We start from the raw sequence: 23,120 nt of genomic DNA, 5'->3' as shown, positions 1-23,120 counted from the left end.
TTATTCGAAAACCACCAGACCAGTCTAACCACTGCTCGTTGTCATTTTGTGACAGCGTAGAGAGGTTGCAACAAATTGTAAACGTATTGTTACGGTATTTAATTATTCATTAGGCATTGGCAAGCTGATTAGTCAGTTTCTGTAGCAAAGCCAGGCGATGCGGCTGGATTTCACCCTTGTCAGCGGCCTGTTTCACTGCACAATTCGGCTCGGCGCGGTGTGTGCAGTTGTGAAAGCGGCAGTGGCCGATATGTGGTCTGACCTCGGGGAACAGGCTGGCTAGCTCGGTGGCTTGCAGGTGACCCAGGCCGAATTCTTGCAGGCCCGGCGAGTCGATCAGGTCGCTGTCGGCATCCAGATGGTAGAGCGTGGCATTGGTGGTGGTGTGCTTGCCGGCGTCCAGAGCTACCGAAATATCGCCGGTGCGAGCTTCGGCGGCAGGGATCAGGGCATTGGTCAGCGTTGACTTGCCCATGCCGGATTGTCCGACCAGTACCGATGTGTGCCCTTGCAGCATGTCACGCAAGGCGGATACATCCTGCTTGGCACTGACAACGGCTACCAGATAACCCAATGACTCGTACAGAGCCAGCTTCTCCAGCCAGCCGGCGGTTTCAGGCAGGTCCGACTTGTTGACCAGAATGACAGGCTCAATGTCGGCGGCTTCGGCGGCCAGCAGGCAGCGATTGAGCAACTCTTCACTGGGTGAAGGCACTGCCGCGGTGACAAAGAAAATGCGTGTGACGTTGGCCGCAATCAGCTTGGTACGCCAGTCGTCCTGGCGGTACAGCAGGCTGTGGCGCTCAAGTGGCTTTTCAATTACGGCTTGCTCGGCATTGATGATGGTCAGTTCGACACGGTCGCCGCAGGCATAGTCGACCCGTTTGCCGCGGGTGGTGCAGTCATACTCGAGACCGTCGCTCTCGACGATGTAGCGACGGCCGTAGCTGCGAATGATTTGTCCGGATGGCTTCATGTGTTTTGCAGCAGTGCCTCGACTTTGGCCGCACAGATGAAGTCGTTCAGGGTCAGGCCGTTGGCATCGTGGGTGCTGAAGCGGACCACGGCACGGTTGTAATGCACGGACATATCAGGATGATGATCTTCGGCGTGAGCAATCCATGCCAGTGCGTTCACAAAAGCCATGGTCTTGTAATAATCGGCAAACTGGAAGGTCTTGACCAGCTCGATGCCTTCTTCCTGCCAGCCCGGCAGCGTAGCCAGCAAGTCCTGGCGGGTGGTTTCGTCAATGCTTTGCAGGCCCAGCTGTGGAGCGCATTTCATTGCCAGCAGATTCATTTGCTTTGCTTTCCAGATGGTTGATCCGCAGCGGTGCGGAGGGGTGGGTGTCGTAAAATACGGAGTGTAACGGGTCTGCATGCAATGTGCTGGCATTGTCGCGATAAAGTTTGATCAGGGCTGTGATCAAATGCCGGGCTGGCCAGATGCGGGCGGCAAAGCTGTCGGCCTGGAATTCGGCACGCCGCGACAGCCAGTTGCGCAGGGGAAGCAACGGAAAACTCAGGTAGGGCATCAATAGCAAGCATAGCATCGCAGCTGGTATGGGCTGCACTTCGCTAAAGCCGGCAAGTTGCGAGATGGCGGGTTGCAGGCTGGCTTGCCAGAGTAGTAGCAGGAATAGCGCTGAATTTAACAAGGCCAGCAGCAAGCCTTTGCGCAAATGGCCATGATGCTGGTGCCCGACTTCGTGGGCCAGTACGGCGACAATTTCATCAGGCGTCAGTCTGGCCAGCAGGGTGTCAAAGATAACGATGCGGCGGCTATTGCCCAAGCCACCGAAGAAGGCATTGCCGTGACTCGAACGGCTGGAGCCATTCATGATGAAGATGGGCACGGGTGTGATGTTGTTGGCCGCAAGTAGGGAGTGAATGCTTGCGGCCAACCTTTGGTCATCCAGCGGTGTGAAGCGAAAGAAGATCGGAGCCAGAACTGCCGGATACGCCCAGAGCATCAAGATGTTCAGCCCTGATAGCGCCAGCCAGCCATAGAGCACGCTGTTGATGTCAGGTGCTTGCCACAGCAAGCAGAGTAGCCAGATTGCAGGCAAGCCGATGGCCGCACTGAGTGCCAGTTGTTTGAATTGATCTGTCAGCCATGCTGGTAGGGTGGTCCGGTTGAAGCCGTGCTTTTGCTCTAGCCAGAAAGTATGCAGTAGCGACAGCGGCAAATGGGCAAGCTTGATTGTCGCGCCAAGCGCAATCAGCAAGATTGTGCCGCGCAGCGTGCTGTTGCTGATGACATCTAGGCTTTGCCAAAGCAGCGCCAGATCGCCAGCGCTGGTGAGCAGTAGTGTCAGGCAGGCATCAACAAGAATGTCCAGACGACGCAGGCGCTGCCGGTCAAGCTGATAATCGTCAGCCTGCTTTGCTGTGGCGATGCTGATGGCGGTGCGAAACGGCTCGGATACTTCGCCGTAGTGATGGCGCAAGTGTTTTGACTGGCGATGGCTGAGTTGCATCTGCCAGAATGAAACCAGCAGGACGAGCGCTGCGATAGAGATGGATGACATATCCATTTTCATTCCGTTTGCAGTGGTGCTTGCCTTTAAGGGACAATGCCGGGTTTTGCTCAGGTTGGAGTTTGATTATGCCTCAAGATGCCAAGCACCTTATTTGGCTGGATATGGAAATGACCGGTTTGCAGCCGGATAGTGATCGCATCATCGAGATTGCGATGATCGTCACCAATAGCAATCTGGAAATCGTGGCCGAGTCGCCGGTGTTGGTGGTACATCAGCCGGATGCCGTACTGGATGCCATGGACGAATGGAATACCAATACTCACGGCAAATCCGGTCTGACTGCCAAAGTCAAGGCGTCGACCCATACCGAGGCTGAAGTTGAGCAACAGTTGTTGGCCTTCCTGCGCGAGTGGGTGCCGGCCGGTAGTTCGCCGATGTGTGGCAACTCGATTGGCCAGGATCGCCGATTTATGGCGCGCTGGATGCCCGAGCTGGAAAGCTACTTCCATTATCGTAACCTCGATGTCTCCACCCTCAAGGAGCTTTGCCGCCGCTGGCGCCCGGATATCGCCAAGGGCGTAGTCAAGAAGGGCAAGCATGAGGCGCTGGCGGATATTCTCGAGTCCATCGAAGAGCTGCGCTATTATCGCGAGCACTTCCTACGGATATGACGAAAATATAGGCTTGAGAATGGCGATTCCTTACGGCAATGATGGTAGTCAGATTAACCGCACGCCGGTGTGGTCCCGTTTGCATCAGCATCAACGCGCGACACGATATATGCATATGCGCGATCTGTTTGCCCAAGATGGGCAGCGTTTTGATCGTTACAGCATCGAGCTGAATGGCCTGTTGCTCGACTATTCGAAAAACCGGATTACGGATCGCACGCTGGAGTTGCTGGTTGAGCTGGCCCAAGTGGCCAACTTGCCGCAGTGGATCAGGGCGATGATGTCTGGCGCGCAGATCAATGTCAGCGAGCATCGTGCCGTGCTGCATACTGCACTGCGCCTGCCGCCGGATGCCAGTCTTGATTTGGCTGGTCAGGATGTCGTGGCTGATGTGCAGCGCGAGCTGGCTGCTTGCGAAAGGTTGGCCGCACAAGTACGTGATGGCATCTGGCTCGGGGCGAGCGGCAAGCGTATTCGTACCGTGATCAATATCGGCATTGGCGGATCCGATCTCGGACCGCTGATGGTGACCGAGGCACTGGCTGCCTGGCATCATGCCGAGCTGGATGTACGCTTTGTGTCGAATGTCGATGGCCAGCATCTGTTGCGTACACTCGAGCGATGTGTGCCGGACGAAACGCTGTTCATCATTGCCTCCAAGTCGTTTACCACCCCGGAGACTTTGCTGAATGCCAATGCTGCTCGCCGCTGGCTGGTGTCGGCGCTGGGCGAGGCCGCGGTGAGTCGTCACTTTGTGGCGGTGTCGTGCAATGAAACGGCAGTGACGCGTTTTGGCATCGACCCTGCCAATATGTTCCGCTTCTGGGATTGGGTAGGCGGACGCTATTCGGTGTGGTCGGCTATCGGACTGCCGGTGATGATGGCGATCGGACCGGAGAATTTCCGTGATTTTCTTGCCGGCGGCCATGCTATGGATGAGCATTTCCGTAGCGCACCGCTGGCGCGCAATATGCCGGTGATACTTGGCTTGCTGGGTGTCTGGTACAACACTTTCTACAGTGCGCATACTCACGCCATCATGCCTTACGATCATGGCTTGCGCAGATTGCCGGCGCATATCCAGCAGCTGGATATGGAGTCTAACGGCAAGCGCGTCGGCCGATATGGCGAGCATCTCGATTTCGATACCGGACCGGTTATCTGGGGAGAAGAGGGCGCCAATAGCCAGCATGCCTTTTTCCAGCTTTTGCATCAGGGGACGCGTCTGGTGCCCTGCGACTTCATCGTGCCGTTGAATACGCACTATCCGCTTGATGGTCAACATCAGGTGCTGGTAGCCAACTGTTTCGCCCAGTCGGAAGCATTGATGCTTGGCAAGGGTGAGGCCGAGTTGCTGGAGGAAATGGCCGGCATGTCGGGCGATGAGCTGGATATATTGCTGCCGCAAAAACTGTTCCCCGGCAATCAGCCATCCAATACGCTGGCGCTGGACAGTATTACCCCTTATACCTTGGGTATGCTGCTCGCGCTGTACGAGCACAAGGTTTTTGTGCAAGGGGTGATCTGGGGAGTGAATTCCTTTGATCAGTGGGGGGTCGAGTATGGCAAGCAGCTTGCATCGCGTTTGTTGTGCGAAATGCGAGATCCTGCTGCAACGACTGACCACGACGCATCGACATCCGGCCTGATGGCACACTTCAAGGAGCGACATCATGGGGCAGTATGAGCTTGCCGCGAGACTGGGCTCGTTGCTGAAAACGCGTGATGAAAAGATTGCTACCGCAGAGTCTTGCACGGGTGGCGGTGTGGCATCGGCCATTACCGCAGTTGCCGGCAGCTCGGCCTGGTTTGACATGGCCATCGTCAGTTACAGTAATGATGCCAAGCAGCGCTTGCTAGGCGTTCCGCCTCAACTGTTGATACAGCACGGCGCAGTGAGCGAGCCTGTTGTTGCGGCGATGGCTGCAGGTGTGTTGCGTCTGGCGGATAGTCACTGGGCGGTGGCGATCAGCGGTATTGCCGGCCCGGGAGGGGCGGTTGAGGGCAAGCCGGTCGGGACGGTCTGTTTCGCTCTGGCTGGTGTCTCTTTGGCTGCGCCGATTGTGCAAACCATGCATTTTCATGGTGATCGCGATGCTGTGCGCTTACAGGCGGTCGAACATGTTTTGAGCATGGCGCTTTCGCAGCTTGGTGCTTGAATCGCTATTTAATTTGCATATCAAAAACCGATTTGACTAAAGTGAGTGTTGTGAGCACTTTATTTGCCCAAGCGCGGGATTTCCGTGCTTATAATCCGGTCTTGTAAAGGCGGTTCTGAAAATAGTCTGTTAATGAGATTATTTTGGAATAGCGCCAGGATATAAATCCATAGTTAAAAAGCCGGCATTTTTCTGATGCCGGGCGCGTCAGGCACGCACATTGAGGGAGATACTCATGCATTTTTCCAAGCGAGGAATTGCGGCAGCTGCAATGATGCTGGTTGCATCGGCAAGCTGGGCTTATGTACCGGCCGTGGTTTACGACCAGGCAGGCAAGTTTGACAAGAGCTTCAACGAAGCTGCTTACACTGGCGCCGAGCGCTTCAAGAAGGCTACCGGCATCGCTTATCGCGAAGCCCAGATTGCCAACGAAGCCCAGAAAGAACAGGTTCTGCGTAACCTGGCTCGCCGCAATGTCAACCTGATCATCGCCGTGGGTTTCTCCTTCACTCAGGCTGTCCAGACCGTGGCTGCCGAGTTCCCGAACGTCAAGTTCACCATCGTTGACGATGTTGCCAAGGGCAATAACGTACAGTCCGTGGTATTCAAGGAGCAGGAAGGCTCTTACCTGGTAGGCATGGCTGCTGCACTGGCATCCAAGTCCGGCAAGGTAGGCTTTATCGGTGGTATGGATGTGCCGCTGATCCGCGCCTTTGGTTGCGGCTACACCCAGGGTGCCAAGGCTGCCAACGGCAAGGTGGAAGTGGTTTCCAATATGACTGGTACCACGCCTCAGGCCTTCAATGACCCTGCCCGCGGTGGTGAGCTGGCTCGCAGCCAGTTTGACCGTGGTGTAGACGTGGTATTCCACGCTGCTGGTGGTACCGGCATGGGCGTACTGCAAGCTGCCAAGGACAAGAACAAGCTGGGTATCGGCGTGGATTCCAACCAGAACCACCTGTTCCCTGGCTTTGTATTGACTTCGATGCTCAAGCGCGTTGATAACGCTGTTTACAATGCCATGCTGCAAGGCAAAGACAACAGCTGGAAGTCCGGCGTGATCACCATGGGTCTGAAAGAAGGCGGCGTGGATTGGGCGCTGGATGCCAACAACCGCAAACTGGTATCCAAGGAAGTGGAGACCAAGGTTGCTCAAGCCAAGAAAGACATCATTTCTGGCAAGGTAAAAGTGGTTGACTATCGTGCCGCGAATAGCTGCCCGGTACAGTAACCCTTTGTTTCAAATCGTCTGATCCCGGACGGTCCCGCACGGCAAGCAGCTAATCCTGCTTGCCGTGTGCTTTCGTGGGCAGGAAAACTATGCTTTCTGTGTAGGCCCATGTCGAGTGAATCTGGATCGAAAGTTAAACATATGGCAGAACTCGCAATCGAGCTGACTGGCGTCAATAAGTATTTTGGCGAAGTCCATGCCAACAAGAACATATCGTTTGGTGTCGCAAAAGGAACCGTTCACGGCATTATTGGTGAAAACGGCGCCGGCAAGTCGACCCTGATGAGCATTCTTTACGGCTATTACCAAGCTGACTCAGGCAAGATTCGCCTGGAAGGCAAGGAAGTCCGCATTCGCAATAGTCACGATGCTATCGCGAAGGGGATTGGTATGGTGCACCAGCATTTCATGCTGGTTGATACCTTTACCGTACTGGAAAACATCATTCTGGGTGCGGAGCAGGGCAATGTGCTCGCAGGCAGCATGGCTGCCGCCAGAGAGCATCTGGCCAAGCTCAATCAGGACTATGGCTTGCAGGTTGACCCTGACGCAGTGGTTGGCGAGCTCGGCGTGGGTGAGCAGCAGCGCGTCGAGATTCTGAAGGCGCTGTATCGCGGTGCGGATATCCTGATTCTCGACGAGCCGACGGCCGTTCTGACGCCGCAGGAGGCTGACGACCTGTTCCGCATTCTGGGTTTGCTGAAAGCACAGGGCAAGACCATCCTGCTGATCACGCACAAGCTGCGTGAAGTGCTCGATATTACTGATGCCGTTACCGTGATGCGTGCTGGCGAGATCGTCGGCAATGTCGTGACGCGTGATGTCACCAAGGAAGATCTGGCTGACCTGATGGTTGGCCGCAAGGTCAATCTCCAGTTCGACAAGCCTGAGGTGCAAGTCGGTGAGGTGGTGCTGGAAGTTGCCGGTCTGACCCTGGTTGATACCCGCGGTGTGAAGTTGCTGGAAGACCTGAACTTCAAATTGCACGCTGGCGAAATCGTCGGTATCGCCGGCGTATCGGGTAATGGACAGTCTGAGCTGTTGGAAATCCTGTCCGGCATGCGTGAGGCAAGCCAGGGCTCGGTGTGTTTCAAGGGCGAGGAGCTGACAAGCTTCAAGAGCAAAGAGCCCAAGGCTGCGGCATTCCGCAAGCTGGGTATTGCCCATGTGCCGGAAGATCGCTCGCGCGAAGGTATGGTCAAGGACTTCCTGATTTACGAGAACGCCATTCTCGGCTATCAGAATGATCCGGCCATCCAGAAGGGCATTCTGTTCAATCGCAAGGCGATTCTTGAGCGCTGCCAGCGTTTTATCGAAGAGTTCGATGTTCGCCCGGCCAATGCCTTCAGTCGTATCGGTCTGTTTTCGGGCGGTAATCAGCAAAAGGTTATTCTGGCGCGCGAGATCGACTCCAATCCGGTGATGATTCTGGTTGGCCAGCCGACCCGTGGTGTGGATATCGGCGCGATCGAGTTCATTCACAAGCGCCTGATGGAGCTGCGTAATGAAGGTCGTGCGATCTTGCTGGTATCGGTCGAACTGGACGAGATTCTGGCTTTGAGCGACCGCATCATCGTCATGAATGGCGGCAAGATTAGCGGCGAGTTGCCGGCGTCCAAGGCAACTGCTACCGAACTGGGCCTGCTGATGGGGGGACATAAATGAGTCAGGCGACCAATATGCCGCGCTGGGCTAGCTTGTGGCTGATGCCGGTACTTAATCTGATGGCCGCGCTGTTTATCTCCGGCCTGGTAATCATGCTGATCGGCGAAGATCCGATCGAATCCTTGCAGATCATGATTCACGGTGCTTTCGGTTATCCGGAAGGCATCGGTTACACCTTGTTCTACACCACCAGCTTTGTCTTTACCGGCTTGGCGGTGGCGGCGGCATTTCATGCCGGCCTGTTCAATATCGGTGGTGAAGGCCAGATGTATCTGGCGGGTCTGGGTATTACCTTGGCCTGTCTGGCGTTTGACTGGATGCCGGGCTGGGCGGTGATTCCGCTGGCCATGATTGCAGCCATGGTGTTTGGTGCAGCCTGGGCCTTTGTGCCGGGTTATCTGCAGGCCAAGCGTGGCAGCCATATCGTGGTGACCACCATCATGTTCAACTTCATCGCCAGTGCCTTGATGACCTGGTTGCTGGTGGACAAGTTGATCATGCCAGGTTCGCAGACGCCTGCAACGCGGCTGTTTGCCGAGTCTTCATGGGTGCCGATGTTGCATGAGGTGTTTGCGCCGCTGGGCTTCGAGCTGCCAGTTACACCGCTGAATGCGACCTTCTTCCTGGCGCTGATCATGCTGGTAGTGTTCTATCTGGCAGTATGGCACAGCCGTTGGGGTTACCAGCTGCGTACCGTTGGCCTCAATGAGAAGGCTGCTCGCTACGCCGGCATGCCGGTGGCCAAGGTGCTGATTGTTGCCATGTGCTTCTCGGGTGCGCTGGCTGGTCTGGCGTCGGTCAACGAGTTGCTGGGTTCCACCCACCGCATGAATCTGGGCTTCACCAATGGTATCGGTTTTGTCGGTATCGCCGTGGCGCTGATGGGGCGTAACCATCCTTTCGGTATTCTGCTGTCGGCCCTGCTGTTTGGTGCGCTGACGCAGGGCGGTCTGGATCTGTCGTTCGAGAAACCGGCGATTACCCAGGACATGATCATTCTGACGCAAGGCCTGATCATCCTGTTCTGCGGGGCGATGGAAAACCTGTTCCAGACGCCGCTGGCGCTGGCATTCAAGAAAATGATGAAGAAATAAGGGGTCGCACATGGATGTCATTTTCAGTGTTCTTGATGCCACCATTCGCGTCGCTACGCCGCTGATTCTGGCGGCGCTGGCGGGCTTGTTCTCCGAGCGTTCGGGTGTCGTTGACCTCGCGCTGGAGGGCAAGATGTTGGCCGCAGCCTTTGCTTCGGCATGTGCTGCCTATCTGCTGGATTCGCCTTGGGCGGGTCTGGCTGCCGGCATGATGGCAGGCGTAATGGTGGCGCTGCTGCATGGTCTGGTATCGATTACTTACAACGGTAACCAGCTGATTTCCGGCGTGGCCATCAATATGATGGTGTCCGGTCTGACGCCGGTGCTGGCGCTGGCCTGGTTCCAGCAGGGTGGCCGTACCCCGACGCTGTCGGACGAAGGTCGCTTTACGGCTATCGATCTGCCGTACGCCGACGTGATTGCCCATACGCCTTGGCTGAAGTTTATCTTCGGTCACAATGTTCTGGTGTACATCGCGCTGGCCGTGATTTTTGCGGTCAGCTGGGTGCTGTTCAAGAGCCGTTATGGTTTACGTCTGCGCGCGGTGGGTGAAAACCCGCATGCGGCTGACTCGGCTGGCGTCAGTGTGAAAATGGTGCGCTATTCCGCACAGATCATCGGTGGTGCCCTGTGTGGCGTGGCAGGTTCTTATCTGGTATTGGCGCAGACCGGTGCCTTTATCGACGACATGACGGCGGGCAAGGGTTACCTTGCGCTGGCGGCGCTGATTTTCGGTAAATGGCGTCCTTGGGCAGCGGTTACCGGCTGCTTGCTGTTTGCCTTCACTGATGCGATCCAGATTCGTCTGCAAGGTACCGAGCTGCCGCTGATCGGCAGCATCCCGGACGCCTTTATCCAGGCGATTCCGTATGTGCTGACTGTGGTGCTGCTGGCGGGCTTCATGGGCCGTGCGGTTGCGCCGAAGGCGATCGGCATCCCGTTCGTGAAGTCGCGTTAAGCGCTAGCTTGCCGGCGAAAGCCGGCAATGCAAGCAACAAAAAAGCCGGACATGGCGTCCGGCTTTTTTGCGTCTGCGGCCAACGTTGGCCGCAAGGCTCAGGCAAACAGCTCTGACAGGCCGATGCCCGGATCTGGCTGACGCATGAAGGCCTCGCCCACCAGGAAGGTGTGTACCGCGTTGTCACGCATCAGTTTTACGTCAGCACGGCTGAGGATGCCGCTTTCGGTGACGGCGATGCGCTCGCTGCCGATTTCAGGCAGGAGGCGCAAGGTGGTATCGAGGCTGACTTCGAAGGTGCGCAGATTGCGGTTGTTGACGCCGACCAGCGGCGTGTTCAGGCGCAGCGCGGCTTCGAGTTCTTTCTCGTTGTGCACCTCGACCAGCACGGCCATGCCCAGCTCGTGTGCCAGTACTTCGAAATCCAGCATTTGTGGCAGATCGAGTGCCGCGGCAATCAATAGAATACAGTCGGCTCCGATCGCGCGGGCTTCGTAGATCTGGTAGGCATCAACCATGAAATCCTTGCGCAGCACCGGCAGGCTGCAGGCCTCGCGTGCAGCTTGCAGATAGGATTCGTGGCCCTGGAAGTAGGGCGCATCGGTCAGCACGGACAGGCAGGCGGCACCGGCCGATTGATACTGACGGGCGATGTCGGCCGGCTGGAAGTCGGCACGAATCACACCTTTGCTCGGGCTGGCTTTCTTGATTTCGGCAATCACCGCCGCTTGCTGCGCGGCATGCTTGGCACGAATCGCAGCAACAAAGTCGCGCTGGCCACCCAGGGTTTCGGCATCGGCGCGTACGCTGGCGAGCGAGCGCACAGGCAGGCGGGCGGCGACTTCTTCGTGCTTGGTGGCGCAAATTTTGTTCAGGATGTCAGACATGCAACTCTCTCTTGATGCATCAATGGGGAAGATGGTTCTGGAAGAAGCCTAACAGCCGCGCGGGTAACCAGTCGAGTTTGCCCGGAAACGGGCCGCTGACAAAGCCGACATGGCCGCCGTGCTCGGGTTGCTCCAGTGTCACGGCCGGGCCGACTTCATGGGCATTGGGCAGGGCGTGTGCAGGCAGGAACGGGTCGTTGCGCGCATTCAGCACCAGGGTTGGCCGCAGAATGTCGCGCAGCACCGGTTTGCTGCTGGCGCGTTGCCAGTAATCGTGCACATCGCGATAGCCATGCAAGGGCGCGGTCACCAGATTGTCGAATTCGGTAAATGTCTTGCTGCGGCGTACCTGGGCCAGATCGAACAGGTCGGGATGTCTGGCATGTTGCTGCGCCGATTTCGGAATCAGCGTATCCAGAAACATACGGGTGTAAATGCGACGAGACAGGCCGCGGTCCAGCCGGGTACTGGCGGCAGCCAGATCCAGCGGCGCGGAAACTGCAGCGGCAGCTTGCGGAATGGCCGTGCTGCCAGCGGCGGCCAGATAGCGCAGCAACATATTGCCGCCCAGCGACACGCCAGCGGCAAACAGCGGGCCCTTATGGCTTGCGGCCAACCTTTGCAGTATCCAGCTGATTTCTTCGGCATCGCCAGCGTGATAGGCGCGGCGTTGGTGATTCTCGATGCCACCGCAGCCGCGAAAGTGCGGCACGACGCCATGCCAGCCCTCAGCTTTGACGGCGCGCATCAGGGCGATAGCGTAGTGGCTGCGGCTGCTGCCTTCCAGCCCGTGAAACAATACCAGCAGCGGCTGGCCTGCCTGGCCATCGACAAAGTCTGCTGCAATCTGGCCGCCATCCGGCGTCGGCCAGATTTCACGTCGGTAAGCCGGTGCACGGCCCTTGAGCACAAGCGCTGGCCAGATGGTTTGCAAATGGCTGCCGGGCAGCCAGCCGGGTGCCCGGTAGCTCATGCCGGCTTGCTGGCGGACTTGGGGCGGAAGGCCTTGACGACTTCTTCGCGAGTTTCCATCCGTGGCGCGCCGATCAAGTCGAGGCAGTATGGTACGGCGGCGAAAATGCCGGGGACGGTGACGATGCCGTCCTGACGCACGCCTTCCAGCGTTTCGCGAATCGCCTTGGGCTGGCCGGGCAGATTCAGGATCAGGCTCTGTTTGCGAATCACGCCGACCTGGCGCGAGAGGATGGCGGTCGGGACAAATTTCAGACTGATCTGGCGCATCTGTTCGCCGAAACCCGGCATTACGCGGTCGGCCACGGCCAGCGTTGCTTCCGGCGTCACATCGCGTGGCGCTGGGCCGGTGCCGCCAGTGGTCAGCACCAGGTGGCAGCCATGCTCATCGACCAGCTCGCGCAGAGTGGCTTCGATCACGGGCTGTTCGTCGGCAATCAGACGGGTTTCGGTGCTGAACGGGCTGCTGATGGCCAGGCTCAGCCAGTCGACGAGAGCAGGAATGCCCTTGTCTTCATAAATGCCCTGGCTGGCGCGGTCAGAGATGGATACCAGTCCAATCTTGATTGTCATGCCTCGTCTTCCTGCTCTTCGTCGGGACGGTTGTCAGTGGGTTTGCCTTGCTCTGGCATCAGCTCTTTCAGCAGCTGGAACAGCTGGCGAGAGGCCTTTGGCGGCTTGTTTTCCTCGCGCTCCTTGCGGGCGTTGCGCACGGTGGTGCGCAGAGATTGCACTTCGATGCCCGGGAATTCGCTGATCAGCTGCTGGATATACTTGTCGTCTTCCAGCAGGCGTTCGCGCCAGCGCTCGATCAGGTGCAGCCAGCGGGTATGCGTGGCGGAGTCGCCTTTCATGGCGGCCAGCTGGGCTTCGATCGGTTCCGGGTCGATGTCGCGCATGATCTTGCCGATGTATTGCAGCTGGCGACGCTTGGCGCCGTTGGCCGAAATACGCTGGTGATCAAGCACGGCGGCCAGCAGGAATTCATCCAGCTGCATCTTCTTCAGCTTTTGTACCGGCAGTTCGGTCAGCTGGCGGCCAACCTCCTGCAGATGATCCATATCGCGTTTTTTCTGCGATTTGCTGACAGGGGTTTGGGCGGCTTCTTGTTTGCGATAATCAGACATGGTAAGGCTAGTATCAGGTTCAAGCTGGTATGATACCGGAAAAGCACGTCCTGGCACCGCACAAACATCGTGGCTGCTGGCGTTCATGTCGATTTTTACTGAAAGTCACACAATGTCCGAACAGACTTTTTCCTACTCGAACCAGGCACTGGAAGACCTGGCGGCCACCGTGCTGGATCTTGCGCGTGCCGGTGGCGCGACGGCGGTGGAAACCGATATTTCCGAAGGCAGTGGCCAGAATGTCAGCGTGCGTCTTGGCGAGGTGGAAACCATCGAATACACCCGTGACAAGGGCGTGTCGGTGACGCTGTATCTTGGCAAGAAAAAAGGCCATGCCAGCACTTCGGACTTCTCTGCCAAAGCCTTGCGTGACACGGTGCAGGCTGCGCTGGATATCGCACGCTACACTGCCGAGGACGACTGCTCTGGCTTGGCTGATCCGGACTTGCTGTTGCCGAAGGGCAGCGAGCGCGAGCTGGACCTTTATCACCCGTGGGATTTGCCGGTGGAGTCGGCTATCGAGCTGGCGCGTGCCTGCGAGGCTGCGGCCCGCGCCGTTGATGCCCGCATCAGTAATTCTGAAGGTGGGACGGTAGGCGGTCATGCCAGCCGTCATTGCTACGCTAACAGCAATGGCTTCATGTCGACCCAGAGCACTACGCGTCACAGCCTGTCGACCGCGGTGGTGGCCGAGAGCCAGCAGTCGATGCAGCGCGATTACTGGTATAGCTCGGCGCGTTGCGCTGATGATCTGCTGTCTGCTGCCGAGGTTGGCCGCATGGCTGGCGAGCGCACCGTGCGCCGTCTGGATGGCCGTCGTATCAAGACCGGTCAGTATCCGGTGGTGTTCGAGGCGCCGATTGCCGGCAGTCTGCTGGGGCATATGGTGCAGGCAACCAGTGGTGGCAGCCTGTATCGTAAATCGAGTTTCCTGCTGGATAGCCTCGGCCAGCAGGTGTGTGCGGCCAACATCACGATTGATGAAAATCCTTTTGTAGTGCGTGGCCTTGCGAGTTGCAGCAGTGATGATGAGGGCGTTGCGGCACGCGAGCGGCAGTGGATCAGCAATGGCGTGCTCAATGGCTATTTCCTGGCCAGTTACTCCGCACGCAAGCTGGGCATGCAAAGCACCGGTCATGCCGGTGGTGCGCACAATCTGCTGGTGCGGCCAACCTTGACGGGCGGCCTCGAGGCGATTTTGCAGCGCATGGGTACCGGTTTGCTGGTGACCGAGCTGATGGGGCAGGGAGTGAATATGGTGACTGGCGATTATTCGCGCGGTGCCAGTGGTTTCTGGGTGGAAAACGGCGTGATTGCCTATCCGGTTGAAGAGATTACCATTGCCGGCAATCTGAAAGACATGTTGCTGAATATCGATGCGATTGGCGATGACCTCGACAAGCGTGGCAGCCGTCATATGGGCTCGGTGCTGCTCGCCAGCATGATGGTGGCCGGCGAAGACTGATCCCGCTTGGGGTGTTGATTTCGGCTGGCTACAATCACAAAGAAGGCCTGACTGGCGATGGCTGGCAGGCCTTTCTGCATATTCTGGATGATCGGATTTCGTTTGAACGGCTGATAACAAGAAAGGGGGCCGCAAATGAGTAAACCGGTTGTAGGTCTTGTGCTGGCGGGTGGTGGTGCGCGGGCGGCCTATCAGGCTGGCGTCTTGATGGCGGTGGCGCGCATCTTGCCGCGCAATGCGGCCAACCCTTTTCCCGTTATCAGCGGTACATCTGCCGGTGCCATCAACGCTGTCGGTCTGGCGGCGGGTGCGCGTCACTTCAGGCGCACCACGGCTTATCTCGCGCAAATGTGGAAGTCCTTGCATGTCGAGGATGTCTATCGTGCGGACTGGCCATTCTTTTTGCGCAATGCCTTGTTGTGGGGTGGCTCGCTGTTTACGGGCGGCAAGCTGATTCATAACCCGCCATCATTTCTCGATAATGACCCGCTGCGGCACTTTTTGCACAAGGCTGTGCGGCTCAACGGCATGCAGGAGGCGATAGATTCGGGGGCCTTGCAGGCTATTTCCCTGACCGCATCCTGTTACACCACCGGACATTCAGTCAGTTTCTTCGAAGGGCAGCCGCATATTGAAGGCTGGCATCGGCATCAGCGCCTGGGTTTGCGTGGGCAGCTGACGATGGAGCACCTGATGGCCACCTCGGCCATTCCGCTGATTTTCCCTTCAGCGCAAATCGACGGTCGCTTTTATTGTGATGGCGCAATACGGCAAATGGCGCCCTTGTCGCCAGCCTTGCATCTGGGGGCCGAGCGGCTGTTTGTCATCAATCTCGCCTCGCATGGCGAGCGTAGTGCTGAGCGTCGTCAGCAGATCAATGCACCATCACTGGCACAGATTTTCGGCCATTTATTGAACAGTATTTTCCTTGATAGCATGTCGGCTGATATGGAGCGGCTGACCCGTGTCAATCACACGGTTTCCTTGCTGGACGAGCATATCCGCTGTAGCGGCAAGACGGCCTTGAAGCGGGTGGAAGTATTCAATATTTCGCCCAGCGAGTCGCTGGATGGTATTGCGGCAAGATATTTTTCGAGCTTTCCGTCTTCGATGAAGTTTCTGCTGCGCGGCGCCGGGGCAGGCAAGAAGCGAGGCTCGGCTTTGGCAAGTTATTTATTATTCGAGCCAGACTATTGCAAGGAACTGATAGATCTGGGGTATAAAGACGCCCTGGCAAGGCGCGATGAAATCACGAATTTTCTGGCCTGACTTGCATGGCTTTTAATCGGGGGGTGAATGCTTAGTAAACGTTTGGTTTATCTGTTGATTGCAGTTCTGTGTGCCTTGGCCATGGCCTATGCCTTGTATGCGCAGCATGTGCTGGGCCTGGAGCCGTGCCCGCTTTGCATCTTCCAGCGTGTAGGAGTGATTGCGGTCGGGGTATTGGCGATGCTGGCTGCTATCGGCAATGTGCGAGGCAAGGTGGCCAAGTACTCGTCGGCGCTGATCTCGCTGGCTGCTGTGGCGGGTGGCAGTGTTTCTGCCTGGCAGGTGTATCTACAGCATTTGCCGCCGGAAGAAGTGCCAGCTTGCGGCCCGGGGCTGGATTTCATGATGGAAACCCTGCCGTTTCAGCAAGTGCTGCAGCGTGTCTTCAAGGGTAGCGGCGAGTGCGCCGTGATTGACTGGACATTCATGGGGCAGTCGATGCCGTTCTGGGTGGGTGTGTTCATGCTGGGCATGGTGACCTTGTCTCTGTGGAACGGTTTCCGCAAGGATGCCTGATTGAACTTGCGACCAAACAAAAAGCCGCAGCATGCTGCGGCTTTTTGTTTGATTTGCACTCGCGAAGATCAGCTGCGGTTATGCAGCAAGATGTCGCAGTTAAGTGTGGATTTTTGCAAGGCTTTGCAGGTGGCCATATTGATCACTAGCGGGTTGCGCAGATTGGCACGGATGTGGCCAAGCGCGGGGTGGGCCGGCTCAATCGGGGAGTCGCGGTAGATGATCAGCAATACGGCGGCATCGTCAGGATTTTTTAGCTGCAGGCTGGCAATTTCTTCGTCGCTGAGCAGAATTTCGTAACGGATACCCAGTTTGGCCGGGTCGGTTACGCTGAACAGTACATCGGGATTGTCGAGCGACTGCATCCAGAAAACCGAAGGCTGGTCTGACAGCTCGTCATGAAACAGTTTGAAACGGGTGCAATCTTCGAAAGCAGGGAGGCCTTTGTCAAATGTGACTACCGTATTTTCATCGACTTCTACTTCACCCAGCAGATTGGACTTGAACAGCATGGTATTGCCTCCTTGTTGTTGACAGACTAATTATGCATGACGCTTCGGTATTGTCATCTGTCTTACAGCAAAGATTTCTGGTTAAAATGCCGCGCCATGACTGATCTGTACCAATCCATTCTCTTTGCCTTGCAATCAGCCGATCCGTGGCAAAAGGTGGCGTCTGCTAAAGCCTGTTATCAGGCGTGGCTTGCTGGCCGCCTGTCGCGTGATGTGGCTGCGCAACCTTTGCCGTTTCGTCTGCTCGAGCCCGGCCAACCACCGCGGCCCGAGCTGGTGCCGGCTTTTGCCGTGCCCAGGCGTGGTATCGGTAGCAAGGAGGGACATGCGGCTTTGCTGCATGCGATCGCGCATATCGAGTTCAATGCCATCAATCTGGCGCTGGATGCGGCATGGCGGTTTCGCGAGATGCCGGACGAGTTCGTCACCGACTGGCTGCGTATCGCGGCCGAAGAGGCCGAACATTTCGACCTGCTTTGCGGCCGTCTGCAGTCACTCGGTTTTGCCTATGGTGACTTTGTTGCCCATGCCGGGCTGTGGGAAATGACGGTCAAAACCGATCATGATGTGCTGGTGCGCATGGCGCTGGTGCCGCGGGTGATGGAGGCGCGCGGGCTGGATGCCACGCCGCCGATCCAGAAAAAACTCTGGCAGATTGGCGACAAGGAAAGCGTGGCGGTGCTGGATATTGTGCTGCGCGATGAAATCGGTCATGTGCAGGCCGGCAACTACTGGTTTACCTGGCTTTGCGGCCAACGTGGTCTGGAGCCGCTGGCGACATTTCGTGAACTGTTGCGCGAGTATGCGGTCGATCCCCTGCGTGGCGCTTACAATCTCACCGCTCGCAAGGCGGCGGGCTTTACCGATTTCGAACTGAAAATGCTGGAGGACTTTGCTGTGACCCACTCCAAGTCCCCGGCCTGGCAAGGATAAGTATTGATATGAATCGTTTTTTTCAGCGCCTGTGTGCCGAGCGCCGTTTTGCCATCCTGTTCATGCTGATGGGCACGGTGATTTTCATGCTGGCTTCGGCTGGATTTCAGCTGGCCAGCGAGTCGGCACCGTTGGCAATGCTCAGCCTCATCGGCATGGCTGCGGGTTTTGTTGCCCAGCTTTTGGGATTGCTGGCTATCATGAAAAGCACACGCCGCTAATGCCTTATGAAACAGCGACTTGAGTAGGGTTATTTGCGACGTGCTTGCTTGACGCTACTGGCGACGAGGCGCATAATCGCGCCGCACCAAAAGCTTGGCAAAAGGCTCCTGATCGGGGCCTTTTGTCTTTGCAAGACTCCAGGATTACCACACACATGGACGCACAAGCACTGCTGAGCGGGTTGGAAAACCATACCCTGCCAGCCGAGCAATTCAATCATCTGGCCCATCTGCAGGCAGCATGGGCCTACCGCCAGCGTTTTGCTGCCAGGGAGGCGGCGGCGCGCTGTGCTTACAGCCTGTCGCGCTACGCCATGGCCAAGGGCGCGATACAAAAGTATCACCACACACTGACCATGGCACTGCTGACCATTATGTATGACCGCATCGCCCATCATCCGGAACAACTCGATGACTGGGATGCTTTCGCTGCAGCGAATGCCGACATGCTGGCCAATGCTCGTGCCCTGGTTGCCGAATACTATTCTGAACAAAAACTGCAGGAAGACGAGGCGCGCAGCGTGTTTATCGCCCCTGATCTGGCCGCCTTGCCGGTTTCCTGTCTGACGCATTGATCTTTCACTGGATACCCACCCGATGAAATCACCAGAATTGCTCCTGCCAGCCGGTACGCTGGACAAAATGCGCGCCGCTTATGACTTTGGCGCCGATGCGGTTTACGCCGGCCAGCCGCGTTACTCCCTGCGTGCCCGCAACAACGACTTCAAGCTGGAAGAGCTGCGCATCGGCATCGAAGAAGCGCATGCCCGTGGCAAAAAGCTGTTTGTGGCCAGCAACATCCTGCCGCACAACAGCAAGATCAAGACCTATATGTCCGACATGGAACCGGTGATCGAGATGAATCCGGACGCGCTGATCATGGCAGACCCGGGTCTGATCATGATGGTACGCGAACGTTGGCCGCATGTGCCTATCCACCTGTCGGTGCAGGCCAATACCACCAACTATATGGGGGTGAAGTTCTGGCAGAAGATGGGCGTGGAGCGCATCATCCTGTCGCGTGAACTCAGCCTCGACGAGATCGCCGAAATCCGTCAGGAATGCCCGGACATGGAGCTGGAAGTCTTCGTGCACGGCGCGCTGTGCATTGCTTACTCGGGCCGCTGCCTGCTGTCCGGCTATTTCAATCATCGCGATCCGAACCAGGGCACCTGTACCAACGCCTGTCGTTGGGACTACAAGGTGCACGACACCCAGGGTGACGACGCCGGTGACGTGAAGCCGCAGAAGATTGATTTCGACTTTGGCAAGGCGCTGGAAGAAGCCAATCAGAGCTTCTCCAGCTGCGGTAGCCAGGAGCGTCACCCGCTGGCCGACAAGACTTACCTGATCGAAGAGGGCAATCGCCCGGGCGAAATGATGCCGATCATGGAAGACGAGCACGGCACCTACATCATGAACTCGAAAGACCTGCGCGCTGTCGAGCAGGTGGAGAAGCTGGTGAAGATTGGCGTCGACTCGCTGAAGATCGAAGGCCGTACCAAGAGTCTGTACTACGTGGCGCGTACCGCGCAGACCTATCGTCGCGCGATCGACGACGCAGTGGCCGGTCGTCCGTTTGACTACAGCCTGCTGGCCGAGCTGGAAGGTCTGGCCAACCGTGGTTACACCCCGGGCTTCCTCGAGCGTCACCAGACGCAAGAGCACCAGAACTACCTGTCCGGTCACTCGCTGGCCAAACAGAGCCAGTATGTCGGCGATGTAGTTGAAGTCGATGCCGATGGCTGGGCGCTGATTGACGTGAAGAACCGCTTTGCTGTCGGTGATCGTGTCGAGATCATTCACCCGAGCGGCAATCGCACTGTCGAGCTGACCGAGATGACCCGCAATGGCGAGGCCACTTCGGTTGCGCCGGGTAACGGTATCAAGGTGAAGATTCCGGGCATGGCTGGCATGGAAAAAGCCTTGCTGGCACGCCTGCTGTAATCGCAGCCCACCTGCTAAAAATGCCGCCATTTGCATGGCGGCATTTTTATTGCGGCCAACCTTTGTCATAATTTGCATTTTGCATGACGGAGCAAGCCGGTGCGCTTACGCCAACTGATTCCCTTTCTGACCTTGCTGTTGGCCGCCTGTGGTGCGCCCGAATCCACGCTGAATTCGCCGAATCGTGATGAAGACGGCTTTCGTAATCTCTATCCCTTTCATCGGCCGAGCCTCGCTGACATCGTGCGCTGGCGTTGGGAGACATTCATCGCGCCAGCTGTGGTTCAACGCCCGCAGCGCATTGCGCAGCAAGCGCCGGATTTTGCCTGGCTGAAACTGAACCGGCAGCAAACCAGCTACACCTGGCTGGGCCATGCCAGTGGCCTGTTGCAACTGGGCGAGCTGAATATCCTGATCGACCCGATTTTCTCCGCGCGCGTATCGCCGGTGCAGTGGCTGGGGCCGCGTCGTTTGACACCTTTGCCGGCAACGCTGGCGCAGCTGCCGCGCATTGATGTGGTGCTGATCTCGCATAATCACTTTGACCATCTCGATCGTGACAGCATCGATGCGCTGTTGGCGCAGGAAGGCGGTCAGCCGCGTTTCGTGGTGCCGCTGGGGGTTGATGAGTGGCTGGCCGGACGCGGCGCACGCAGCGTAATGGCGCTGGATTGGTGGCAAAAGGCCAGAGTGGGGCAGGTCGAGTTCACCGCCACGCCGGCACAGCATTGGAGCAAGCGCAGTCTGTGGGATACCAACCAGACCTTGTGGGCCGGTTTTGCAATGAAAACGCTGGCGCAGACGGTGTGGTACTCAGGCGATACCGGCTATGAGCAGGCGCTGTTCCGCGATATCGGCAAGCGCCTTGGCCGCATCGATCTGGCTTTGTTGCCAGTGGGTGCTTACGAGCCGCGCTGGTTCATGCGTTCACAGCATGTGAATCCGGAAGAGTCGGTGCGTATCTTCAAGGATGTTGCAGCCAAAGAGGCAATCGGCGTGCACTGGGGCGCGTTTGCGCTGGCTAACGAGGCGGTTGATGCGCCGCTGGATGATCTGCCCGCGGCACGGCAAAAGCGTGGCGTCGCGCCGGACGCGTTCCGGCTGTTGCCGCTGGGCGGCACATATCGCATGCCGCAAGGCGGCTAGAGGTTGGCCGCAAGGCGCGAAAGCCTTACAATTTGTGCATTGCATCTCGCCGGCCATTTGGCCGGCCTTTGATTTTTCAGGACAGACATGACCATCCAGCAACTGCTTAACGACCGTGTTGCCGCCGCCATGATGGCGGTTGGTATCGACAATCCTAACCCTGTGATCCAGCCGGCTGGCAAGCCGGAGTTTGGCGACTTTCAGGCCAACGGGGTGATGGGTGCGGCCAAGGCGATGAAAACCAACCCGCGTGCGCTGGCCGAGCAGGTTGTGGCAGCGCTGGATCTGACCGGTATCGCCGGCAAGATCGAGATTGCCGGCCCCGGCTTCATCAATATCCATCTGGATCCGGCTTTTATCGCTGCTCGTATCGCGCAGGCATTGGCGGATGACAAGCTGGGTATCAGCGAGGTTACTCCACGCCGCGTAATGGTCGAGTACTCGTCGGTGAACCTTGCCAAGGAAATGCACATCGGCCATCTGCGTGGCGGCATCATCGGTGATGCGCTGGTGCGGGTGAACAGCTTTATCGGCCACGAGGTAGTGCGTCAGAACCACGTGGGCGACTGGGGCACCCAGTTCGGCATGCTGGTGGCCTATATGGTCGAAACGCAAAAGGCCGGTGATGCTGCGGTCGAGCTGAAGGATCTGGATACCTTCTACAAGCAGTCGAAAAAGCGCTTTGACGAAGACGAAGCGTTTGCTGACCTCGCTCGTGACTATGTGGTGAAGCTGCAATCCGGCGATGCTGAAGTGCTGGCGCTGTGGCAGCAGTTCGTCAAGCTGTCGCTGGCGCATTGCAATGCGATTTACCAGAAGCTGGGCTTGCTGCTGAATGATGATGACGTGCGTGGCGAGAGCTTCTACAACGCCGACTTGCCGGTGCTGGTCAACGAGCTGCGCGAAAAAGGCCTGCTGACCGAAGACCAGGGCGCGCAAGTGGTGTTCCTGGATGAGTTCAAGAACAAGGAAGGCGAGCCGGCAGCTTTCATCGTGCAAAAGCAGGGTGGCGGCTATCTGTACGCGACTACCGATCTGGGTGCCATCCGCTTCCGTGTGAACACGCTGAAGCTGGATCGTGCTTTGTACGTGGTTGATTCGCGCCAGAGCCTGCATTTCCAGCAGCTGTTTACCACCGCGCGCAAGGCAGGCTGGTTGCCCGAGGCCGCTGATTTCGAGCACGTTGGCCACGGCACCATCATGGGGCCGGATGGCAAGCCACTGAAAACCCGCTCGGGCGAGAACATCAAACTGGTCGAACTGCTGGATGAAGCCATCGAGCGTGCTTATCAGCTGGTTTCCGCCAAGAATGCCGAGCTGCCGGAAGCGGAGCGTCGCGAGATCGCTCAGGCTGTTGGTATCGGCGCGCTGAAGTATGCCGACCTCAGCAAGAGCCGCAATACCGACTACATCTTTGACTGGGATGCGATGCTGAGCTTTGAAGGCAATACTGCGCCGTATCTGCAGTATGCCTATACCCGCGTGCAGAGCGTGCTGCGCAAGGCTGAGGATTATGATCAGCAGGCTGCCATTGTCATCAGTGAGCCGGCTGAGAAATCACTGGCTGTGGCGTTGAGCCGCTTTGAAGAGGTGGTGAATGCCGTGGCGGCCAGCAGCCAGCCGCATCATCTGTGCAGCTATCTGTATGACGTGGCAACACTGTTCTCGCGCTTCTACGAAGCGTGCCCGATCCTGAAGAGCGAAGGCGAAGTACGTCAGAGCCGTCTGCAGCTGGCAGCGGCAACGGCCAAGACGCTGAAGACTGGCCTGGGCCTCTTGGGCATTGCGGTATTGGAAGTGATGTAAAAGTTTGGGCAAGGTTGGCCGCATGCGGCCAACCTTGTTGCCAAAAGGAAAAGGGCTTG

At 57.5% G+C, this 23,120-nt stretch carries 24 protein-coding genes; 16 read left to right on the top strand and 8 right to left on the bottom strand.

Annotated elements, in window-relative coordinates; all coding sequences use genetic code 11:
- Window positions 1-109: 109 nt before the first annotated feature.
- Genes rsgA through ACZ9W6_RS09370 form a run of 3 tightly spaced genes read right to left on the bottom strand, consistent with a single transcriptional unit; the run spans window position 110 to window position 2,530 of the window.
- Complete coding sequence (rsgA, locus tag ACZ9W6_RS09380) at window positions 110-976, bottom strand: ribosome small subunit-dependent GTPase A (protein ID WP_465190851.1); 867 nt, start codon at window positions 974-976, stop codon at window positions 110-112.
- Window positions 973-1,284 carry a 4a-hydroxytetrahydrobiopterin dehydratase gene (locus ACZ9W6_RS09375; RefSeq protein WP_465190849.1) on the bottom strand — a complete coding sequence of 104 codons (312 nt, stop codon included), beginning with the start codon at window positions 1,282-1,284 and terminating at the stop codon, window positions 973-975. The genes rsgA and ACZ9W6_RS09375 overlap by 4 nt, the downstream gene beginning before the upstream one ends.
- A complete protein-coding gene (locus tag ACZ9W6_RS09370) occupies window positions 1,247-2,530 on the bottom strand; it encodes a M48 family metallopeptidase (RefSeq protein ID WP_465190848.1) in 1,284 nt (427 codons plus the stop codon). Before ACZ9W6_RS09370 ends, ACZ9W6_RS09375 begins: the two co-directional genes overlap by 38 nt.
- Window positions 2,531-2,607: 77 nt before the next feature.
- Here ACZ9W6_RS09370 and orn point away from each other — a divergent pair, with 77 nt between their 5' ends.
- From orn to ACZ9W6_RS09335, 7 genes are all read left to right on the top strand, one after another.
- Window positions 2,608-3,153 carry an oligoribonuclease gene (gene orn / locus ACZ9W6_RS09365; RefSeq protein ID WP_465190847.1) on the top strand — a complete coding sequence of 182 codons (546 nt, stop codon included), beginning with the start codon at window positions 2,608-2,610 and terminating at the stop codon, window positions 3,151-3,153.
- Between the two features lie 19 nt (window positions 3,154-3,172).
- On the top strand, window positions 3,173-4,840 hold the full coding sequence (pgi, locus tag ACZ9W6_RS09360) for a glucose-6-phosphate isomerase (RefSeq protein ID WP_465190846.1): 1,668 nt from the start codon (window positions 3,173-3,175) through the stop codon (window positions 4,838-4,840).
- A complete protein-coding gene (locus ACZ9W6_RS09355; protein WP_465190845.1) occupies window positions 4,827-5,312 on the top strand; it encodes a CinA family protein in 486 nt (161 codons plus the stop codon). Before pgi ends, ACZ9W6_RS09355 begins: the two co-directional genes overlap by 14 nt.
- A 271-nt stretch (window positions 5,313-5,583) precedes the next feature.
- Window positions 5,584-6,543, top strand: a complete 960-nt coding sequence (locus ACZ9W6_RS09350) for a BMP family lipoprotein (protein ID WP_465190844.1) — start codon at window positions 5,584-5,586, stop codon at window positions 6,541-6,543.
- Between the two features lie 141 nt (window positions 6,544-6,684).
- Window positions 6,685-8,208: an ABC transporter ATP-binding protein gene (locus ACZ9W6_RS09345; RefSeq protein ID WP_465190842.1), complete on the top strand. Its 1,524-nt coding sequence runs from the start codon at window positions 6,685-6,687 to the stop codon at window positions 8,206-8,208.
- Window positions 8,205-9,302 (top strand): ABC transporter permease, encoded by a 1,098-nt coding sequence (locus tag ACZ9W6_RS09340; RefSeq protein ID WP_465190841.1) that lies wholly within the window; start codon window positions 8,205-8,207, stop codon window positions 9,300-9,302. The genes ACZ9W6_RS09345 and ACZ9W6_RS09340 overlap by 4 nt, the downstream gene beginning before the upstream one ends.
- Window positions 9,303-9,312: 10 nt before the next feature.
- Window positions 9,313-10,260: an ABC transporter permease gene (locus ACZ9W6_RS09335; protein WP_465190840.1), complete on the top strand. Its 948-nt coding sequence runs from the start codon at window positions 9,313-9,315 to the stop codon at window positions 10,258-10,260.
- A gap of 98 nt (window positions 10,261-10,358) precedes the next feature.
- Here ACZ9W6_RS09335 and trpC read toward each other — a convergent pair whose 3' ends face one another.
- From trpC to yjgA, 4 genes are read right to left on the bottom strand one after another with little or no spacing between them, the layout of a single operon-like run.
- Window positions 10,359-11,147: an indole-3-glycerol phosphate synthase TrpC gene (gene trpC / locus ACZ9W6_RS09330; RefSeq protein ID WP_465190839.1), complete on the bottom strand. Its 789-nt coding sequence runs from the start codon at window positions 11,145-11,147 to the stop codon at window positions 10,359-10,361.
- Between the two features lie 19 nt (window positions 11,148-11,166).
- A complete protein-coding gene (locus ACZ9W6_RS09325) occupies window positions 11,167-12,120 on the bottom strand; it encodes a YheT family hydrolase (protein WP_465190838.1) in 954 nt (317 codons plus the stop codon).
- Complete coding sequence (gene mog / locus ACZ9W6_RS09320) at window positions 12,117-12,692, bottom strand: molybdopterin adenylyltransferase (RefSeq protein ID WP_465190837.1); 576 nt, start codon at window positions 12,690-12,692, stop codon at window positions 12,117-12,119. Before mog ends, ACZ9W6_RS09325 begins: the two co-directional genes overlap by 4 nt.
- Entirely contained in the window at window positions 12,689-13,246 is a 558-nt protein-coding gene (gene yjgA, locus ACZ9W6_RS09315; RefSeq protein ID WP_465190836.1) for a ribosome biogenesis factor YjgA, read from the bottom strand. Before yjgA ends, mog begins: the two co-directional genes overlap by 4 nt.
- Before the next feature lie 112 nt (window positions 13,247-13,358).
- Here yjgA and pmbA point away from each other — a divergent pair, with 112 nt between their 5' ends.
- The 3 genes from pmbA (at window position 13,359) to ACZ9W6_RS09300 (ending at window position 16,496) form a co-directional block, all read left to right on the top strand.
- The gene (gene pmbA / locus ACZ9W6_RS09310) at window positions 13,359-14,711 is read left to right on the top strand and encodes a metalloprotease PmbA (RefSeq protein ID WP_465190835.1); all 1,353 of its coding nucleotides are present in this window, start codon (window positions 13,359-13,361) and stop codon (window positions 14,709-14,711) included.
- Window positions 14,712-14,846: 135 nt separating this feature from the next.
- On the top strand, window positions 14,847-15,980 hold the full coding sequence (locus ACZ9W6_RS09305; protein WP_465190834.1) for a patatin-like phospholipase family protein: 1,134 nt from the start codon (window positions 14,847-14,849) through the stop codon (window positions 15,978-15,980).
- 27 nt (window positions 15,981-16,007) lie between these two features.
- The gene (locus ACZ9W6_RS09300; protein ID WP_465190833.1) at window positions 16,008-16,496 is read left to right on the top strand and encodes a disulfide bond formation protein B; all 489 of its coding nucleotides are present in this window, start codon (window positions 16,008-16,010) and stop codon (window positions 16,494-16,496) included.
- Window positions 16,497-16,564: 68 nt separating this feature from the next.
- Here the strand turns inward: ACZ9W6_RS09300 and fliW are convergent, their stop codons facing one another.
- On the bottom strand, window positions 16,565-17,008 hold the full coding sequence (gene fliW / locus ACZ9W6_RS09295; protein ID WP_465190832.1) for a flagellar assembly protein FliW: 444 nt from the start codon (window positions 17,006-17,008) through the stop codon (window positions 16,565-16,567).
- A gap of 96 nt (window positions 17,009-17,104) precedes the next feature.
- On the opposite strand from fliW, the gene ACZ9W6_RS09290 reads away from it, so the two are divergent.
- The 6 genes from ACZ9W6_RS09290 (at window position 17,105) to argS (ending at window position 23,061) form a co-directional block, all read left to right on the top strand.
- A complete protein-coding gene (locus ACZ9W6_RS09290) occupies window positions 17,105-17,941 on the top strand; it encodes a ferritin-like domain-containing protein (protein ID WP_465190831.1) in 837 nt (278 codons plus the stop codon).
- 8 nt (window positions 17,942-17,949) lie between these two features.
- Window positions 17,950-18,162 (top strand): hypothetical protein, encoded by a 213-nt coding sequence (locus ACZ9W6_RS09285; RefSeq protein WP_465190830.1) that lies wholly within the window; start codon window positions 17,950-17,952, stop codon window positions 18,160-18,162.
- A 155-nt stretch (window positions 18,163-18,317) separates the two neighbouring features.
- Window positions 18,318-18,737, top strand: coding sequence for a hypothetical protein (locus tag ACZ9W6_RS09280; protein WP_465190829.1), 420 nt, complete (start codon window positions 18,318-18,320; stop codon window positions 18,735-18,737).
- Window positions 18,738-18,759: 22 nt separating this feature from the next.
- Entirely contained in the window at window positions 18,760-20,109 is a 1,350-nt protein-coding gene (gene trhP / locus ACZ9W6_RS09275) for a prephenate-dependent tRNA uridine(34) hydroxylase TrhP (protein WP_465190828.1), read from the top strand.
- A 99-nt stretch (window positions 20,110-20,208) separates the two neighbouring features.
- A complete protein-coding gene (locus tag ACZ9W6_RS09270) occupies window positions 20,209-21,255 on the top strand; it encodes an MBL fold metallo-hydrolase (RefSeq protein ID WP_465190827.1) in 1,047 nt (348 codons plus the stop codon).
- Window positions 21,256-21,342: 87 nt separating this feature from the next.
- The gene (gene argS, locus ACZ9W6_RS09265) at window positions 21,343-23,061 is read left to right on the top strand and encodes an arginine--tRNA ligase (protein WP_465190826.1); all 1,719 of its coding nucleotides are present in this window, start codon (window positions 21,343-21,345) and stop codon (window positions 23,059-23,061) included.
- Window positions 23,062-23,120: the final 59 nt, after the last annotated feature.

This window comes from Vogesella lacus (genome assembly GCF_979366295.1).
The sequence above is the reverse complement of the archived record's forward strand: the minus strand, read 5'-3'. Positions and strand labels throughout refer to the sequence as shown.

Excerpts from the sequence above, each read along its gene's own strand:
- pmbA (WP_465190835.1), top strand. The coding sequence starts at position 13,359 with ATGTCCGAACAGACTTTTTCCTACTCGAACCAGGCACTGGAAGACCTG.
- ACZ9W6_RS09325 (WP_465190838.1), bottom strand. The coding sequence starts at position 12,120 with ATGAGCTACCGGGCACCCGGCTGGCTGCCCGGCAGCCATTTGCAAACC.
- ACZ9W6_RS09305 (WP_465190834.1), top strand. The coding sequence starts at position 14,847 with ATGAGTAAACCGGTTGTAGGTCTTGTGCTGGCGGGTGGTGGTGCGCGG.
- yjgA (WP_465190836.1), bottom strand. The coding sequence starts at position 13,246 with ATGTCTGATTATCGCAAACAAGAAGCCGCCCAAACCCCTGTCAGCAAA.
- rsgA (WP_465190851.1), bottom strand. The coding sequence starts at position 976 with ATGAAGCCATCCGGACAAATCATTCGCAGCTACGGCCGTCGCTACATC.
- ACZ9W6_RS09370 (WP_465190848.1), bottom strand. The coding sequence starts at position 2,530 with ATGTCATCCATCTCTATCGCAGCGCTCGTCCTGCTGGTTTCATTCTGG.
- mog (WP_465190837.1), bottom strand. The coding sequence starts at position 12,692 with ATGACAATCAAGATTGGACTGGTATCCATCTCTGACCGCGCCAGCCAG.
- ACZ9W6_RS09280 (WP_465190829.1), top strand. The coding sequence starts at position 18,318 with ATGGACGCACAAGCACTGCTGAGCGGGTTGGAAAACCATACCCTGCCA.
- ACZ9W6_RS09375 (WP_465190849.1), bottom strand. The coding sequence starts at position 1,284 with ATGAAATGCGCTCCACAGCTGGGCCTGCAAAGCATTGACGAAACCACC.
- orn (WP_465190847.1), top strand. The coding sequence starts at position 2,608 with ATGCCTCAAGATGCCAAGCACCTTATTTGGCTGGATATGGAAATGACC.
- ACZ9W6_RS09350 (WP_465190844.1), top strand. The coding sequence starts at position 5,584 with ATGATGCTGGTTGCATCGGCAAGCTGGGCTTATGTACCGGCCGTGGTT.
- pgi (WP_465190846.1), top strand. The coding sequence starts at position 3,173 with ATGGCGATTCCTTACGGCAATGATGGTAGTCAGATTAACCGCACGCCG.
- fliW (WP_465190832.1), bottom strand. The coding sequence starts at position 17,008 with ATGCTGTTCAAGTCCAATCTGCTGGGTGAAGTAGAAGTCGATGAAAAT.
- ACZ9W6_RS09300 (WP_465190833.1), top strand. The coding sequence starts at position 16,008 with ATGCTTAGTAAACGTTTGGTTTATCTGTTGATTGCAGTTCTGTGTGCC.
- ACZ9W6_RS09340 (WP_465190841.1), top strand. The coding sequence starts at position 8,205 with ATGAGTCAGGCGACCAATATGCCGCGCTGGGCTAGCTTGTGGCTGATG.
- ACZ9W6_RS09335 (WP_465190840.1), top strand. The coding sequence starts at position 9,313 with ATGGATGTCATTTTCAGTGTTCTTGATGCCACCATTCGCGTCGCTACG.
- ACZ9W6_RS09355 (WP_465190845.1), top strand. The coding sequence starts at position 4,827 with ATGGGGCAGTATGAGCTTGCCGCGAGACTGGGCTCGTTGCTGAAAACG.
- argS (WP_465190826.1), top strand. The coding sequence starts at position 21,343 with ATGACCATCCAGCAACTGCTTAACGACCGTGTTGCCGCCGCCATGATG.
- trpC (WP_465190839.1), bottom strand. The coding sequence starts at position 11,147 with ATGTCTGACATCCTGAACAAAATTTGCGCCACCAAGCACGAAGAAGTC.
- ACZ9W6_RS09290 (WP_465190831.1), top strand. The coding sequence starts at position 17,105 with ATGACTGATCTGTACCAATCCATTCTCTTTGCCTTGCAATCAGCCGAT.
- trhP (WP_465190828.1), top strand. The coding sequence starts at position 18,760 with ATGAAATCACCAGAATTGCTCCTGCCAGCCGGTACGCTGGACAAAATG.
- ACZ9W6_RS09285 (WP_465190830.1), top strand. The coding sequence starts at position 17,950 with ATGAATCGTTTTTTTCAGCGCCTGTGTGCCGAGCGCCGTTTTGCCATC.
- ACZ9W6_RS09345 (WP_465190842.1), top strand. The coding sequence starts at position 6,685 with ATGGCAGAACTCGCAATCGAGCTGACTGGCGTCAATAAGTATTTTGGC.